General features: G+C 51.0%; 20 protein-coding genes and 1 pseudogene. 15 read left to right on the top strand and 6 right to left on the bottom strand.

Features of this window, described 5'->3' with window-relative positions:
* Window position 1: 1 nt before the first annotated feature.
* From rpmJ to ACCW76_RS20300, 9 genes and pseudogenes are all read left to right on the top strand, one after another.
* Window positions 2-118 (top strand): 50S ribosomal protein L36, encoded by a 117-nt coding sequence (gene rpmJ, locus ACCW76_RS20340; RefSeq protein ID WP_004160566.1) that lies wholly within the window; start codon window positions 2-4, stop codon window positions 116-118.
* Window positions 119-264: 146 nt separating this feature from the next.
* The gene (rpsM, locus tag ACCW76_RS20335) at window positions 265-621 is read left to right on the top strand and encodes a 30S ribosomal protein S13 (RefSeq protein WP_034830736.1); all 357 of its coding nucleotides are present in this window, start codon (window positions 265-267) and stop codon (window positions 619-621) included.
* Between the two features lie 16 nt (window positions 622-637).
* On the top strand, window positions 638-1,027 hold the full coding sequence (gene rpsK / locus ACCW76_RS20330; RefSeq protein WP_004160563.1) for a 30S ribosomal protein S11: 390 nt from the start codon (window positions 638-640) through the stop codon (window positions 1,025-1,027).
* Window positions 1,028-1,058: 31 nt separating this feature from the next.
* Window positions 1,059-1,679 (top strand): 30S ribosomal protein S4, encoded by a 621-nt coding sequence (rpsD, locus tag ACCW76_RS20325; RefSeq protein WP_007891687.1) that lies wholly within the window; start codon window positions 1,059-1,061, stop codon window positions 1,677-1,679.
* A 25-nt stretch (window positions 1,680-1,704) separates the two neighbouring features.
* Window positions 1,705-2,694: a DNA-directed RNA polymerase subunit alpha gene (locus ACCW76_RS20320; RefSeq protein ID WP_007891688.1), complete on the top strand. Its 990-nt coding sequence runs from the start codon at window positions 1,705-1,707 to the stop codon at window positions 2,692-2,694.
* 40 nt (window positions 2,695-2,734) lie between these two features.
* The gene (gene rplQ, locus ACCW76_RS20315) at window positions 2,735-3,121 is read left to right on the top strand and encodes a 50S ribosomal protein L17 (protein WP_003850180.1); all 387 of its coding nucleotides are present in this window, start codon (window positions 2,735-2,737) and stop codon (window positions 3,119-3,121) included.
* Window positions 3,122-3,231: 110 nt separating this feature from the next.
* Window positions 3,232-3,603, top strand: coding sequence for a DUF1992 domain-containing protein (locus ACCW76_RS20310; protein WP_436339952.1), 372 nt, complete (start codon window positions 3,232-3,234; stop codon window positions 3,601-3,603).
* A 1-nt stretch (window position 3,604) separates the two neighbouring features.
* A complete protein-coding gene (gene zntR / locus ACCW76_RS20305) occupies window positions 3,605-4,042 on the top strand; it encodes a Zn(2+)-responsive transcriptional regulator (RefSeq protein ID WP_200538690.1) in 438 nt (145 codons plus the stop codon).
* Window positions 4,043-4,092: 50 nt separating this feature from the next.
* Window positions 4,093-4,290, top strand: a pseudogene (locus ACCW76_RS20300) (alternative ribosome-rescue factor A); the annotation flags it as partial.
* 38 nt (window positions 4,291-4,328) lie between these two features.
* On the opposite strand, the gene mscL reads toward ACCW76_RS20300, so the two are convergent.
* The 5 genes from mscL to def form a co-directional block, all read right to left on the bottom strand.
* A complete protein-coding gene (gene mscL / locus ACCW76_RS20295; RefSeq protein ID WP_034830732.1) occupies window positions 4,329-4,742 on the bottom strand; it encodes a large-conductance mechanosensitive channel protein MscL in 414 nt (137 codons plus the stop codon).
* Window positions 4,743-4,853: 111 nt separating this feature from the next.
* Window positions 4,854-6,230: a Trk system potassium transporter TrkA gene (gene trkA, locus ACCW76_RS20290; protein WP_038644340.1), complete on the bottom strand. Its 1,377-nt coding sequence runs from the start codon at window positions 6,228-6,230 to the stop codon at window positions 4,854-4,856.
* A 31-nt stretch (window positions 6,231-6,261) separates the two neighbouring features.
* Window positions 6,262-7,548, bottom strand: a complete 1,287-nt coding sequence (rsmB, locus tag ACCW76_RS20285) for a 16S rRNA (cytosine(967)-C(5))-methyltransferase RsmB (protein ID WP_436339951.1) — start codon at window positions 7,546-7,548, stop codon at window positions 6,262-6,264.
* Between the two features lie 43 nt (window positions 7,549-7,591).
* Window positions 7,592-8,536, bottom strand: a complete 945-nt coding sequence (gene fmt, locus ACCW76_RS20280; protein WP_436339950.1) for a methionyl-tRNA formyltransferase — start codon at window positions 8,534-8,536, stop codon at window positions 7,592-7,594.
* Window positions 8,537-8,557: 21 nt separating this feature from the next.
* Window positions 8,558-9,070 carry a peptide deformylase gene (gene def / locus ACCW76_RS20275; protein WP_034830726.1) on the bottom strand — a complete coding sequence of 171 codons (513 nt, stop codon included), beginning with the start codon at window positions 9,068-9,070 and terminating at the stop codon, window positions 8,558-8,560.
* A gap of 112 nt (window positions 9,071-9,182) precedes the next feature.
* Here def and dprA point away from each other — a divergent pair, with 112 nt between their 5' ends.
* Genes dprA through ACCW76_RS20245 form a run of 6 tightly spaced genes read left to right on the top strand, consistent with a single transcriptional unit; the run spans window position 9,183 to window position 12,970 of the window.
* Window positions 9,183-10,307, top strand: a complete 1,125-nt coding sequence (gene dprA, locus ACCW76_RS20270) for a DNA-protecting protein DprA (RefSeq protein ID WP_436339949.1) — start codon at window positions 9,183-9,185, stop codon at window positions 10,305-10,307.
* Entirely contained in the window at window positions 10,279-10,752 is a 474-nt protein-coding gene (gene smg, locus ACCW76_RS20265; protein WP_034830723.1) for a DUF494 family protein Smg, read from the top strand. Before dprA ends, smg begins: the two co-directional genes overlap by 29 nt.
* 24 nt (window positions 10,753-10,776) lie before the next feature.
* Window positions 10,777-11,331, top strand: coding sequence for a topoisomerase DNA-binding C4 zinc finger domain-containing protein (locus ACCW76_RS20260; RefSeq protein ID WP_436339948.1), 555 nt, complete (start codon window positions 10,777-10,779; stop codon window positions 11,329-11,331).
* On the top strand, window positions 11,328-11,903 hold the full coding sequence (gene tsaC, locus ACCW76_RS20255; RefSeq protein ID WP_045833801.1) for an L-threonylcarbamoyladenylate synthase type 1 TsaC: 576 nt from the start codon (window positions 11,328-11,330) through the stop codon (window positions 11,901-11,903). Before ACCW76_RS20260 ends, tsaC begins: the two co-directional genes overlap by 4 nt.
* Before the next feature lie 3 nt (window positions 11,904-11,906).
* A complete protein-coding gene (gene aroE, locus ACCW76_RS20250) occupies window positions 11,907-12,725 on the top strand; it encodes a shikimate dehydrogenase (RefSeq protein WP_436339947.1) in 819 nt (272 codons plus the stop codon).
* The gene (locus ACCW76_RS20245; RefSeq protein WP_436339946.1) at window positions 12,722-12,970 is read left to right on the top strand and encodes a DUF1488 domain-containing protein; all 249 of its coding nucleotides are present in this window, start codon (window positions 12,722-12,724) and stop codon (window positions 12,968-12,970) included. The genes aroE and ACCW76_RS20245 overlap by 4 nt, the downstream gene beginning before the upstream one ends.
* On the opposite strand, the gene ACCW76_RS20240 is transcribed toward ACCW76_RS20245, so the two are convergent.
* On the bottom strand, window positions 12,946-13,500 hold the full coding sequence (locus ACCW76_RS20240; RefSeq protein ID WP_038644350.1) for a gamma carbonic anhydrase family protein: 555 nt from the start codon (window positions 13,498-13,500) through the stop codon (window positions 12,946-12,948). The two genes, ACCW76_RS20245 and ACCW76_RS20240, sit on opposite strands and share 25 nt — an antisense overlap.
* Between the last annotated feature and the right edge of the window lie 400 nt (window positions 13,501-13,900).

Here is a 13,900-nt window from a genome sequence, read left to right as displayed (position 1 = left end):
AATGAAAGTTCGTGCTTCCGTCAAGAAATTATGTCGTAACTGCAAAATCATCCGCCGCGACGGTGTCGTACGTGTGATTTGCAGCGCCGAGCCAAAGCATAAACAGCGCCAAGGCTGATATTGTCACATATTTTTCTTGCAAAGTCGGGTTGAGCTGGCTAGATTAGCCAGCCAATCTTTTGTATGTCGATGCGTTACCATTTGAGTATCCTGAAAACGGGCTTTTCAGCATGGGACGCATTTATTTAATTATAGGAGTGCATAGTGGCCCGTATAGCAGGCATTAACATTCCTGATCAAAAACATACCGTAATCGCATTAACTTCGATCTTCGGTATCGGCAAGACCCGTTCTAAAGCCATCTGTGCTTCAACGGGTATCGCTGAAAATGTTAAGATCAGAGAGCTGTCTGAAGAACAAATTGAACAGCTGCGTGAAGCAGTTGGTAAATTCGTTGTTGAAGGTGATCTGCGCCGTGAAATCACCCTGAGCATCAAGCGTCTGATGGACCTTGGTTGCTATCGTGGTTTACGCCATCGTCGTGGTCTGCCAGTTCGCGGTCAGCGTACTAAGACCAATGCACGTACCCGTAAGGGTCCGCGTAAACCGATCAAGAAATAATCGGGGTGAGTAAATAATGGCAAAGGCACCAGTTCGTGCACGCAAGCGTGTAAGAAAGCAAGTCTCAGATGGCGTGGCTCATGTCCATGCATCTTTTAACAACACCATCGTTACCATCACTGATCGTCAGGGTAACGCACTGGGTTGGGCAACCGCCGGTGGTTCCGGTTTCCGCGGTTCACGTAAATCTACTCCGTTTGCTGCTCAGGTAGCTGCAGAGCGCTGTGCAGAAGCAGTGAAAGATTACGGTATTAAGAATCTGGAAGTTATGGTTAAGGGTCCAGGTCCAGGCCGCGAATCAACAATTCGTGCTCTGAACGCTGCTGGTTTCCGCATCACTAATATTACTGATGTGACTCCAATCCCTCACAACGGTTGTCGTCCGCCGAAAAAACGTCGCGTTTAACGCCCGTTTTTAGGTTAGTTGGAGAAAGAAAATGGCAAGATATTTGGGTCCTAAGCTCAAGCTGAGCCGTCGTGAGGGCACCGACTTATTCCTTAAGTCTGGCGTTCGCGCGATCGATACCAAGTGCAAAATTGAACAACCACCTGGCCAGCACGGTGCGCGTAAACCGCGTCTGTCTGACTACGGCGGTCAGTTACGTGAGAAGCAGAAAGTTCGTCGTATGTACGGCGTGCTTGAGCGTCAGTTCCGTAACTACTACAAAGAAGCAGCACGTCTGAAAGGCAACACCGGTGAAAACCTGTTGGCTCTGCTGGAAGGTCGTCTGGATAACGTTGTTTACCGTATGGGCTTTGGCGCCACTCGTGCAGAAGCACGTCAGCTGGTTAGCCATAAATCTATCCTGGTAAACGGTCGCGTTGTTAACATCGCTTCTTATCAGGTATCTCCGAATGATGTCGTTAGCATCCGTGAGAAAGCCAAACAGCAATCTCGCGTGAAGGCCGCTCTGGAGCTGGCTGAGCAGCGTGAAAAGCCAACCTGGCTGGAAGTTGATGCGACTAAGATGGAAGGTGTGTTCAAGCGTATTCCTGAACGTACTGATCTGTCTGCGGACATTAACGAACACCTGATCGTCGAGCTTTACTCTAAGTAAAGCTTAGTACCAAAGAGAGGACACAATGCAGGGTTCTGTGACAGAGTTTCTAAAACCGCGCCTGGTAGATATCGAGCAAGTGAGTTCGACGCACGCCAAGGTGACCCTTGAGCCGTTAGAGCGTGGCTTTGGCCATACTCTTGGCAACGCACTGCGCCGTATTCTGCTTTCTTCCATGCCGGGTTGCGCGGTGACCGAGGTTGAGATCGATGGCGTGCTCCACGAGTACTCCACCAAAGAGGGCGTACAGGAAGATATCCTGGAAATCCTGCTCAATCTGAAAGGGCTGGCGGTAAGAGTTCAGGGTAAAGATGAAGTCATCCTTACTTTGAATAAATCTGGCATTGGCCCTGTGACTGCAGCCGATATCACCCACGACGGTGATGTCGAAATCGTCAAGCCGCAGCACGTGATCTGCCATCTGACCGATGAAAACGCATCTATTAGCATGCGTATCAAAGTTCAGCGTGGTCGTGGTTATGTGCCGGCTTCTGCCCGAATTCATTCGGAAGAAGATGAGCGCCCAATCGGCCGTCTGTTGGTTGACGCTTGCTACAGCCCTGTAGACCGTATCGCCTACAATGTTGAAGCAGCGCGTGTAGAACAGCGCACCGACCTGGATAAGCTGGTCATCGAAATGGAAACCAACGGCACAATCGATCCTGAAGAGGCGATTCGTCGTGCGGCTACCATCCTGGCAGAACAACTGGAAGCTTTCGTTGACTTACGTGATGTACGTCAGCCGGAAGTGAAAGAAGAGAAACCAGAATTCGATCCGATCCTGCTGCGCCCTGTTGACGATCTGGAATTGACTGTCCGCTCTGCTAACTGCCTCAAGGCAGAAGCTATCCACTACATCGGTGATCTGGTACAGCGTACCGAGGTTGAGCTGCTTAAAACGCCTAACCTTGGTAAAAAATCTCTTACTGAGATTAAAGATGTGCTCGCTTCACGTGGTTTGTCTCTGGGCATGCGCCTGGAAAACTGGCCACCAGCAAGCATTGCTGATGAATAATCAGATCACAGGTTAAGGTTTCACTGAGAAGGATAAGGTCATGCGCCATCGTAAGAGTGGTCGTCAACTGAACCGCAACAGCAGCCATCGTCAGGCTATGTTCCGCAACATGGCCGGTTCTCTGGTTCGTCACGAGATCATCAAAACGACTCTGCCGAAAGCCAAAGAACTGCGTCGCGTAGTTGAGCCGCTGATTACTCTTGCCAAGACCGACAGCGTAGCTAATCGTCGTCTGGCATTCGCCCGCACTCGTGATAACGAGATCGTGGCAAAACTGTTTAACGAGCTGGGCCCGCGTTTCGCGAGCCGTGCCGGTGGTTACACTCGTATTCTGAAGTGTGGCTTCCGTGCTGGTGACAACGCTCCGATGGCTTACATCGAGCTGGTTGATCGTCCAGAAGCTCAAGCAGAAGCTGCTGCAGAGTAATTTGCAGTAACGTAGAAAACCCGCTTCGGCGGGTTTTTTATTGCCTCCAATTCCCCATCTCCCCCATCTTTCGCTATGCTGAACGCTGTTGTCAGTCGCAGAGGTTCATTATGTGGTTAATTGACCAGCTGGCAGAGCAGCAGATACGCGCCGCGCAGGAAAAAGGTGAACTAAGTAATTTACCTGGTGAAGGTGCACCTTTGCAGCTTGAAGACGAAAGTGGCGTGCCGCCAGAGTTACGCACGGCATATCGATTGCTAAAAAACTCAGGCTTTTTACCCCCTGAACTTGAAATGCGCCGCGAAGCTGTGCAACTCAACGATCTTTTACAGCATTTGGATCCTGACGATCATCAAGCCAGTGAACTCAATAAAAGATTAACCCTGCTGGAGATGAAGTTACAGCAGGCCGGTATGAGCACAGATTTTTTACGTGGTGAATATGGCGGGCCCGTTCGGCATCGTCTATTGCAGGAGAAGTAACATGTATAAAATTGGCCAGCTGGCTAAACTTGCGGACGTCACACCTGACACCATACGTTTTTATGAAAAGCAGCAAATGATGGATCATGAGATTCGCACTGAAGGCGGCTTCCGTCTCTATAACGATGATGATCTTCAACGATTGCGCTTTATTCGCTATGGGCGTCAGCTCGGTTTTAGCCTGGATTCGATCCGCGGTTTATTATCGATCCGTATCGATCCCGAACACCATACCTGCCAGGAGTCCAAAGCGATCGTGGCCAGACGTCTGGATGAAGTGAATGGTATGATTACCGAGTTGCAAACCATTCAGCGCTCACTAGAACGTTTAGCCGCGACCTGTTGCGGGGACCTACATAGCAGCGCCTGCTGTTCTATCCTTGAAGCGCTGGAAAAAGGTGAAGAGCCGCAGGTGGAAATTTGTTGTAGCAAGGATTGAATTTCACGCAGGAAAGCCTATAGTTGCGCCATTATTAACCGGAGGACACTATGAGTGGCTATCAGCATCGCAAAGGCAAGATTAACGATAACGCTTTGGAGGCACTGTTACATGATCCGCTGTTTCGTCAGCGAGTTGAACAGAATCAGAAAGGGAAAGGCAGCTACCGACGTAAAGATAAACATGCGAAGGGTAGAAACTGGGAGGCCAGTGATAAGCAGAAAAGTTTATCACTGGCCTTCTGCTTTACAGACAAAAAAGCCGCCTGGACATGGCGGCTTTTTTATCACAATTTATCGCTGTTCTGCTGTTTCAACAGATCGCGAATTTCAGTGAGCAACACTTCTTCGTTGGTTGGTTTTGGCGCTGGTTTTTCAACTTCTTTCTTCTGATACAACTTGTTCATCAACTTGATGGCCATAAAGATGGCAAAGGCAACGATTACAAAGTCAAAAATGGTTTGAATAAAGTTACCGTATTCCATTACGACAGCAGGTACATCACCCTCGGCCGGTTTTAGGACCCACTTAAACTGTTTAAAATCGACTCCGCCAATCAGTAACCCCAGTGGTGGCATGATGATATTCGCGACCAGTGATGAAACAATCTTGCCGAAAGCGGCACCGATAATCACACCGACTGCCAAATCAACCACGTTCCCACGCATTGCAAAATCACGAAACTCTTTGAATAAACTCATTGTTATCTCCTTGCCTTGGCCAATGGCTAAAGTCTAACAAACCTTTGTGCAATTGCCATGATAACAGCGGATTAAGCAAAATTATCACGGCGGGCAAACGCCCGCGGCGATTTAGAGGAAGAAAGGACTTGGCTGGAAGAGACGTTCAACATCTGGGACAAACTTCTTATCTGTCAGGAACATAATGACATGGTCGCCCTGCTCAATACGCACATTGTCATTCGCGATGATGACTTCATCACCACGTACGACGGCACCGATTATCGTACCTGGCGGCAGTTTAATATCTTCAATTAAACGGCCCACCACGCGGGACGTGGTCTCTTCCCCATGTGCGATAGCTTCGATAGCTTCGGCAATACCGCGTCGCAGTGAGGAGACGCCAACAATATCTGCCTTGCGCACGTGACCAAGCAGGGCGGAAATGGTGGCCTGCTGCGGAGAGATGGCAATATCGATCACGCTACCCTGAACCAGATCGACATAAGCACGACGCTGGATCAAAACCATGACCTTTTTCGCTCCCATCTTCTTTGCGAGCATGGCCGACATAATGTTGGCTTCGTCGTCATTGGTGACGGCGATGAAAAGATCCACCTGATCAACATGTTCTTCGGCGAGCAATTCCTGATCTGAAGCATCACCATAAAACACCACGGTGTCGTGCAGACGTTCAGCCAGTTCTGCTGCGCGTTGTTGATTACGTTCAATCAACTTCACGCTGTACTGTTTTTCCAACCGCTGGGCCAAACCAAAACCGATGTTGCCGCCGCCGACCAGCATAATGCGCTTGTAGGGTTTCTCAAGGCGCTGCATTTCGCTCATTACCGCGCGAATATGCTGGCTTGCGGCAATAAAGAAGACTTCATCGCCCGCTTCGACAATCGTTGAACCCTGAGGGCGAATAGGGCGGTCCTGACGGAAAATAGCCGCTACGCGTGTATCGATATGCGGCATATGTTCACGCAAAATGGACAACGGGTTACCGACCAGAGGCCCACCGTAATAGGCTTTAACTACCGCAAGGCTCACTTTTCCTTCGGCAAAGTTAACGACCTGCAATGCGCCAGGATACTGAATCAGGCGATAGATGTTGTCGATCACCAACTGTTCCGGTGAAATCAAATGATCGATCGGCACAGCTTCCGGTACAAACAGCTTTTCGGCATCCCGCAAATATTCTGCCGCGCGAATACGGGCAATTCGGTTCGGTGTATTGAAGAGCGAATAGGCAATCTGACAGGCAATCATGTTGGTTTCGTCGGAATTGGTGACAGCAACCAGCATATCGGCATCTTCAGCGCCGGCTTCACGCAATATACGTGGATGGGAACCATGGCCGTGCACTACGCGCAGGTCAAATTTGTCCTGCAACGCGCGCAGACGGGTGGCATCCGTATCTACAACCGTGATGTCGTTATTTTCGCCCACCAGGTTTTCAGCAAGCGTGCCGCCAACCTGCCCGGCGCCGAGGATAATAATTTTCATCGTTGAATCGCTCTTGTCAGAATGCGCCGCGCTATTTTTTTATTAATTTAGCGTAAAAGAATCCGTCACCGCCATCAACGCTCGGGAAGACTTGCCACCCATTGATTTGGCCTTCGGGCAGCTGCTCAGCGACAGCATCATCGTGCTCAGCCAGAAAGGCCGCGATCTGCTGATGGTTTTCTTCGGGCAGGATCGAGCAGGTCGCGTAAATCATCGTGCCGCCGGATTTCAAACGTGGCCAAACTGCATTGAGGATTTCGCGCTGCAGTACAGCCAGCTCTGGGATATCACGATCACGGCGCAACCATTTGATATCAGGGTGACGTCGAATCACACCGGTTGCAGAACAAGGTGCATCCAGCAGAATACGGTCAAATTGCTGGTCGCCGCACCACTCTGCAGGTGTCCGACCATCGCCCTGGCGGACTTCGGCTTGCATGCCCAGGCGCTGTAGATTTTCATGCACGCGAGTCAAACGTTGTTGATCAATATCCACGGCCAGCACGTTTGCCTGAGGGGCGATTTCCAGAATATGCGTGGTCTTGCCGCCAGGTGCTGCACAGAGATCGAGAATGGTTTCATTATTTTGTGGCTCAAGCAGCAGAGCACAGCGCTGTGCAGACAAGTCTTGTACAGTCACCCATCCCTGATCGAAGCCCGGTAACTGACTGACGGGGGCAGGGGATTCAAGACGCAGAGCATCCGGCGCATCGGCGGGGAAAGCTGCTTTATCTTCAGCCTGCAACAGGCTTAGCCACGTATCGCGGCTATGATGCTGACGATTGACGCGCAACCACATCGGCGGACGCTGATTATTGGCGTCAACGATCTGCTGCCAACGATCTGGCCAGGCGGTCTGCAAACGTTTGAGTAACCAACCGGGATGCCAGTAGCGCTGCGGGCCTTGATCCACTTCAGCAAGCAGCGTTTCTTGCTGACGCTGGAACTGACGTAGCACTCCATTAATCAATCCCTTCAGCGCCGTGCGTTTTAGCACTTCTGCACCTGCGACCGTTTCGGCCAGTGCTGCATGTGCTGGCACGCGCGTGTACAGCAACTGATACAACCCAACCATGATCAGGTAGTGCAGCACGCGCTGCTTACCCGTTAACGTGCGCTCCATCAGTTTGCCAATCAGCGCTTCCAGCTGCGGCAAAGTGCGCATTACGCCAAAGCAGAGTTCCTGCAACAGCGCGCCATCTTTATCAGCCAATGTTTTTTGCGCGCCAGGCAGAATGGCACTGAGTGATTCACCTTTATCTACCACGCGTTCAATGAGTTGCGCGGCAAGGCTACGCAGGTTAGTTGCTTTTTTCATATTCATTCATCAAACAAAAAGCCCGGTTAAACCGGGCTGGTGATCAGGCCAGAAGGGTACCAGTGGCAAACCATTCACGACGCGAATTCAGCAGATCTTGCGCGGACATGGCTTTCTTACCCGCAGGCTGCAGCGAAAGTAGATTGAGTACGCCGTCAGCGGTGGCAATCTGAATGCCATTTTTATCAGCATGGATGATTTCGCCCGGCTGTTTGTTCTGATGAGGTAAAACGCTAGCCTGCCACACTTTGACGGGCTGATCCTCAATCAGGAAGAAGCTCACCGGCCAGGGATTGAAGGCGCGAATGCAGCGCTCAAGCTGTACAGCAGAAAGTGACCAATCAAGACGCGCCTCTTCTTTGCTCAACTTTTCAGCGTAAGAAACCAGAGCTTCATCCTGTACTTCCGGTTGCGCTTTGCCGCTAGCGAGCAGGTCGAGTGTATCCAGCATGCCTTGTGGCCCAAGCTCGGCCAGTTTGTCATACAGTGATGCGCTGGTGTCTTCAGGCGTGATAGGGCAGGAGAGCTTATGCAGCATGTCACCCGTATCCAGACCCACATCCATCTGCATGATGGTCACGCCGGTTTCGCGGTCGCCAGCCCAGAGCGAACGCTGAATAGGCGCCGCACCGCGCCAGCGTGGCAGGAGTGATCCATGGACATTGATGCAGCCGAGTCGCGGCATATCGAGAACGGCCTTCGGCAGAATCAGGCCATAAGCCACCACGACCATGATATCGGCTTGCAAATCCGCGACCAGTTGTTGGTTCTCTTCAGGTTTTAGCGATTTCGGCTGAAACACAGGAACATCGTGTGACTGCGCCAACACTTTGACGGGACCTGGAGTGAGTTTATTACCGCGCCCTGATGGACGGTCGGGCTGAGTAAATACGCCAACCACCTGATGCTCAGAAGCAAGCAGCGCGTCGAGATGACGCGCTGCAAAGTCAGGTGTACCGGCAAAGATAATTTTTAGCGATGCAGACACAGTTTAACCTTCTGTTAGTACTCAGGCTTCGCGTGCATTCATGCGGGCCAGCTTTTCCAGTTTCTGTTTAATGCGCTGACGCTTGAGCGGCGACAGATAATCGATAAACAGTTTGCCATCCAGGTGGTCGATTTCATGCTGGATGCAAATTGCCAGCAGACCATCCGTTTCCAACTCAAAACTTTTACCGTCACGATCCTGCGCACGGACTTTGACCCATTCCGCGCGCGGCACAAAGGCACGTTGTTCAGGGATTGAGAGGCAACCCTCTTCAATGCCGGTTTCACCGCTTTTTTCCAGCAGTTCCGGGTTAATCAACACCAGACGTTCGTCTCGATTTTCAGAAACATCGATTACAATGATGCGTTGATGAATGTCGACCTGAGTGGCCGCTAAGCCAATGCCTTCTTCGGCGTACATGGTTTCAAACATGTCATCGACAATGCGCTGAACGTCTGCGTTTACGGTAGCCACCGGCGCAGCGATTTTGCGAAGGCGATCATCAGGGAAATGTAATACCTGCAAAACTGACATAAATATCCAGATCTGTATGCGTTAAAGAAAAGATTACTACCTCATATTGTAGACTTTTTGTGGCCTGATTGACAGCATTGCACCGCATGTGAGCAGGCTTAAGGATGGACGCGTGGAGCGAGTGGAAGGGATACTCCGGCTGGCAAATGTTAAAGGCCTGCGCCGGCATCGCGTAGTGAATCTCGCGCGGAATTTGCAAAACGGTGCCGCCGTCGATGACGAATTACTGCACAGCCATGGTTTGAATGAATTGCAGCGCCAACAGTTTAACGATTATTGCCCACGGCAACTGGCGCGCACGTTACAGTGGCTGGATCAACCTCATCATCATTTAGTCTCCTGCATAGATGCTGATTATCCGGGCCACCTGGCTGAAATCAGTCAACGCCCCTCATTGCTCTATGTAGCTGGTCACCTCTCCGTTTTGCAGACACCGCAATTAGCTGTGGTGGGCAGTCGGCACTGTTCCCACTATGGCAAAGAGTGGGGCACATGGTTTACACAGCAACTTGCACTCAGTGGGTTGACCATCACTAGCGGACTGGCTCGCGGTATTGATGGCGTTGCACACCGTGCAGCCTTGGACGCAAGTGGTAAAACAATCGCAGTGCTGGGTAGCGGCTTGCAACATATCTACCCCAAAAGCCATCAGTCGCTGGCGCAGGCGATCATGGATAACGAAGGGGCTTTAGTCTCTGAATTTCCTCTTGATATGGCGCCACATGCTGTTAATTTTCCGCGCCGTAACCGCATCATCAGTGGGTTGAGCCAGGGAGTGCTGGTCGTTGAGGCTTCACTGAAAAGCGGTTCGCTGGTCACGGCTCGCTGCGCGCTGGAACAAAATCGCAATGTTTATGCGTTACCCGGAGCATTGGGTAATGATGGCAGTGAAGGTACGCATTGGTTGATTCAGCAGGGAGCACTGTTGGTTGCCCATCCAAATAACATCCTTGAAGATTTGCATTCCAATTTGCAATGGCTGCCGGCAACCACTTCAGAAACAATATATTCACAAGACAGTGACGATGTTCCATTGCCATTTGCAAGCGTGTTGGCTAACGTAGGTGATGAGGTTACACCTGTTGACGTCGTCGCTGAACGTGCCGGCCAACCTGTGCCAGTTATCGCAGCCCAGTTGCTGGAGCTGGAGTTAGCAGGATGGATCGCAGCTGTACCCGGCGGCTATGTCCGATTGAGGAGGGCATGCCATGTTCGACGTACTTATGTACTTGTTTGAGACCTATATCCACAACGAAGCTGAAATGCGTGTTGACCAGGATAAATTGACCGATGATTTGGCCGATGCGGGTTTTCATCGTGAAGATATCTACAATGCGTTGAATTGGCTTGAACGTTTAGCGGACTATCAGGATGGTCTGGTCGCGCCAGTGCAATTGGCTGCCGACCCGCTCTCAATGCGAATTTATACGGACGAGGAATGCCAGCGTCTTGATGCTGATTGTCGCGGTTTTATTTTGTTCCTGGAACAAGTTCAGGTACTGAATATGGAAACGCGCGAGATGGTCATCGAACGGGTCACGGCTCTTGATACTCAGGAATTCGATCTTGAAGATCTTAAATGGGTGGTGCTGATGGTGCTGTTTAACATCCCTGGATGTGAAAACGCTTATCAGCAGATGGAAGAACTGTTATTCGACGTCAATGAAGGTATGCTGCATTAATTTGCGATTAATGCATCCGGAAATATGAGTAAATCAGCACTATTTTCTGTGCGTAAACACGATCCCTGCCCCGCTTGCGGGGCAGATTTAGTGATACGCAGTGGTAAACACGGCCCGTTTCTTGGCTGTGTGAATTATCCAACCTGTGATTATGTTCGTCCCCTGAAAAATCAGGCCGATGGGCATATCGTTAAAGTGCTGGAAGGGCACGTGTGTCCTCAGTGTGGCGCAGATAAAGTTCTGCGTCAGGGGCGATTTGGGATGTTTGTTGGTTGTAGCCACTATCCTGAATGTGATTACACAGAAACCATCGATAAGCCCGACGAGACCGCGATTGCCTGTCCCCAATGTCAGAACGGAAAGCTGGTTCAGCGCCGTTCGCGCTATGGCAAAACCTTTCACTCCTGCGAACGTTACCCCGATTGCCAATTTGCAATCAATGCAACGCCTGTTGAAGGTATTTGTCCGCATTGCCAGTTTCCCTTATTAATAGAGAAGAAAACCGCACAAGGCATGAAGCGCTTATGCGCCAGCAAACGCTGTGGCAAGCTCATCGCCCAGGACGAAGAACGATCATGAAGCAAAAAGCGTATGTTCCCGGAAGTCTCGAGTTTTGCATCGAGCAACTACAACAGCAGGCGGTGATTGCCTATCCAACAGAAGCGGTATTTGGTTTAGGCTGTGATCCCGATAGCGAAAGCGCCGTCATGGCCTTACTGGCGCTCAAACAGCGTCCGGTTGAGAAAGGGCTTATCCTGATTGCAGCAGATTATGCGCAACTGGAACCCTACATTGCCGATCGTGAGCTCACGGTGCTACAGCGTGAGCGCATGTTTGCTAGCTGGCCAGGTCCGGTGACTTATGTGGTTCCGACAACACCGCATACGCCACGCTGGCTAACAGGACGTTTCGATTCGCTGGCTATCCGCGTTAGTGATCATCCGGATGTGCAGGCACTTTGCCGTGGCTTCGGCAAACCATTGGTGTCTACCAGCGCCAATCTCTCCGGCGAGGCGCCGTGCCGCAATGCTGATGAAGTTGCACAGCAATTCGGTGCTCAATTCCCCGTGTTGCATGCTGCAACGGGCGGGCGGTTAAATCCTTCTGAAATTCGCGACGTTATCAGCGGCGAACTTATTCGTCAGGGTTAATTTATGGAACATTTCGCCGTTTTTGGTCATCCCATTGCACACAGTAAGTCACCTTTCATTCATAGCCTTTTTGCCGAGCAGACAGGAATCGCGCACACCTATGGCCGGGTTTGTGCACCGCTGGAGGGGTTTCCTCAGTCAATTAGCGACTTTTTTACTGTCGGTGGAAAAGGTGCAAATGTCACACTGCCATTTAAACAACAGGCGTGGGAACTGGCCGATGAACTCAGTGAACGTGCAGCCTTATCTGGGGCGGTTAACACATTAAAGAAAAAGGCAGATGGCTCGATCTTTGGTGATAATACCGATGGGATTGGCCTGCTAAGCGATCTGGAACGATTGAATTTGATCCGTTCTGGTGACCGCATTTTACTGGTGGGAGCCGGTGGTGCAGCTCGAGGTGTGATCCTTCCCCTGCTTTCTTTTGGATGTTCAGTGGTAGTGGTCAACCGAACGGTTGCCCGCGCTGAAGAATTGGCAGATATCTTCCAGCATAGTGGGGATATCCAGTCGAGCGGCTTTGCTGAGCTCTCCGGTCAGGCATTTGATCTGATCATCAATGCAACCTCCAGTGGCGTTGAGGGTAAAGTGCCGCCGTTGCCAGACTCATTGATCACCCCGCAAACACGCTGCTACGACATGTTCTATCAGCAAGGACTGACGCCATTCTTGCTGTGGTGTCAGCAGCACGGTACGGATCAGCTGGCAGATGGATTGGGCATGCTGGTGGGGCAGGCGGCACATGCTTTCCAACTGTGGCATGGCGTGATGCCAGAAATTACCCCCGTTATTGCTCAATTAAAGCAGGCCATGAAGGAGTGAATCAGGCGATCCATTTTCCCGATCGTGAAAGTTGGGACGAGGAACGAGGAGCGATCGTCTTTCCGGTGTTGGTGCAAGGAATGGCGTTAACTTGTGCTATCAAGCTCAACGCATTACAGGATCGATTTGGAACGGGTGCTGCGATGGCGCTGTTTAGCGCGCATCGCTGGGATCTGGAAGAAGAAGCGGAAGCGCTTATCCGGCAGGATGAGATCGATGATCAAGGTTGGATCTGGCTTTCCTGAGCGAGGTATTCATCTTTCCATCCAACATAATTGCTCGATGAATAGAGCAGACCTGCGATTTCCGCCTCACTCAATGGGCGGATTTGTTTAACCGGGCTGCCTAAATAGAGATAGCCGCTCTCCAGTCTTTTACCCGGCGGAACCAGACTGCCCGCGCCGATCATGACATCCTCTTCAACAAACACACCATCCAGCAAAATCGATCCCATGCCAACCAGCACGCGATCGCTGATATGACAGCCGTGCAGCATCGCTTTATGACCGACAGTCACGTCTTCACCAATTACTAAAGGATGCCCTTCCGGGTTGCTGGTGGATTTGTGCGTGACGTGCAAAACGCTGCCGTCCTGAATATTGCTTCTTTTACCTATCACGACTTTGTTCACATCACCGCGGATAGCAACCAGTGGCCAGATGCTGACATCGTCGGCGAGCTGCACTTCACCCACCACCACGCTACTGCGATCGATCATTACGCGATCGCCGATTTGTGGAAAATGGTTCTTATAAGGTCGTAGGGCTACAGACATGATCGTTCTCCTTTTGCACTTTTCCCCCTAGCCTGCGGCTTATCAGGCGGGCAAACAAGATGAATTTTGAGCGGATCGCTCGCGATCGCAGCGAAAAGATTGAAAACTCGCCAGTCGATTAAAAAGATCGAAAAAAGGGGTTGTGCAAAAAAATCGGATCCCTATAATGCGCATCCACTGAGACGGCAAAGCGGCAACGCAAGCGGCTCAGCAGGGAGTGAAGCGATTCACCCCGCCAGATAAAACGCTTAAAAAAGTGTTTGACTCTGAAGGAGGAAAGCGTAATATACGCCACCTCGCGACAGACGGTTAACCCGCTGTTCGCACTGCTCTTTAACAATTTATCAGACAATCTGTGTGGGCACTCGCAGGATTGATATCAGCGTCTCCGGACGTAAAA

The sequence above is a fragment of the Pantoea sp. C8B4 genome, from assembly GCF_051336905.1.
GTDB classification, from domain to species: domain Bacteria; phylum Pseudomonadota; class Gammaproteobacteria; order Enterobacterales; family Enterobacteriaceae; genus Pantoea; species Pantoea rwandensis_B.
This window is presented reverse-complemented; position numbering and strand designations above follow the sequence as displayed.

Bases quoted from the DNA above. Each gene is read 5' to 3' on its own strand.
- rpmJ (WP_004160566.1), top strand. From the start codon at position 2: ATGAAAGTTCGTGCTTCCGTCAAGAAATTATGTCGTAACTGCAAAATC.
- rpsK (WP_004160563.1), top strand. From the start codon at position 638: ATGGCAAAGGCACCAGTTCGTGCACGCAAGCGTGTAAGAAAGCAAGTC.
- rpsD (WP_007891687.1), top strand. From the start codon at position 1,059: ATGGCAAGATATTTGGGTCCTAAGCTCAAGCTGAGCCGTCGTGAGGGC.
- ACCW76_RS20320 (WP_007891688.1), top strand. From the start codon at position 1,705: ATGCAGGGTTCTGTGACAGAGTTTCTAAAACCGCGCCTGGTAGATATC.
- rplQ (WP_003850180.1), top strand. From the start codon at position 2,735: ATGCGCCATCGTAAGAGTGGTCGTCAACTGAACCGCAACAGCAGCCAT.
- ACCW76_RS20310 (WP_436339952.1), top strand. From the start codon at position 3,232: ATGTGGTTAATTGACCAGCTGGCAGAGCAGCAGATACGCGCCGCGCAG.
- zntR (WP_200538690.1), top strand. From the start codon at position 3,605: ATGTATAAAATTGGCCAGCTGGCTAAACTTGCGGACGTCACACCTGAC.
- mscL (WP_034830732.1), bottom strand. From the start codon at position 4,742: ATGAGTTTATTCAAAGAGTTTCGTGATTTTGCAATGCGTGGGAACGTG.
- trkA (WP_038644340.1), bottom strand. From the start codon at position 6,230: ATGAAAATTATTATCCTCGGCGCCGGGCAGGTTGGCGGCACGCTTGCT.
- rsmB (WP_436339951.1), bottom strand. From the start codon at position 7,548: ATGAAAAAAGCAACTAACCTGCGTAGCCTTGCCGCGCAACTCATTGAA.
- def (WP_034830726.1), bottom strand. From the start codon at position 9,070: ATGTCAGTTTTGCAGGTATTACATTTCCCTGATGATCGCCTTCGCAAA.
- smg (WP_034830723.1), top strand. From the start codon at position 10,279: ATGTTCGACGTACTTATGTACTTGTTTGAGACCTATATCCACAACGAA.
- ACCW76_RS20260 (WP_436339948.1), top strand. From the start codon at position 10,777: ATGAGTAAATCAGCACTATTTTCTGTGCGTAAACACGATCCCTGCCCC.
- tsaC (WP_045833801.1), top strand. From the start codon at position 11,328: ATGAAGCAAAAAGCGTATGTTCCCGGAAGTCTCGAGTTTTGCATCGAG.
- aroE (WP_436339947.1), top strand. From the start codon at position 11,907: ATGGAACATTTCGCCGTTTTTGGTCATCCCATTGCACACAGTAAGTCA.
- ACCW76_RS20240 (WP_038644350.1), bottom strand. From the start codon at position 13,500: ATGTCTGTAGCCCTACGACCTTATAAGAACCATTTTCCACAAATCGGC.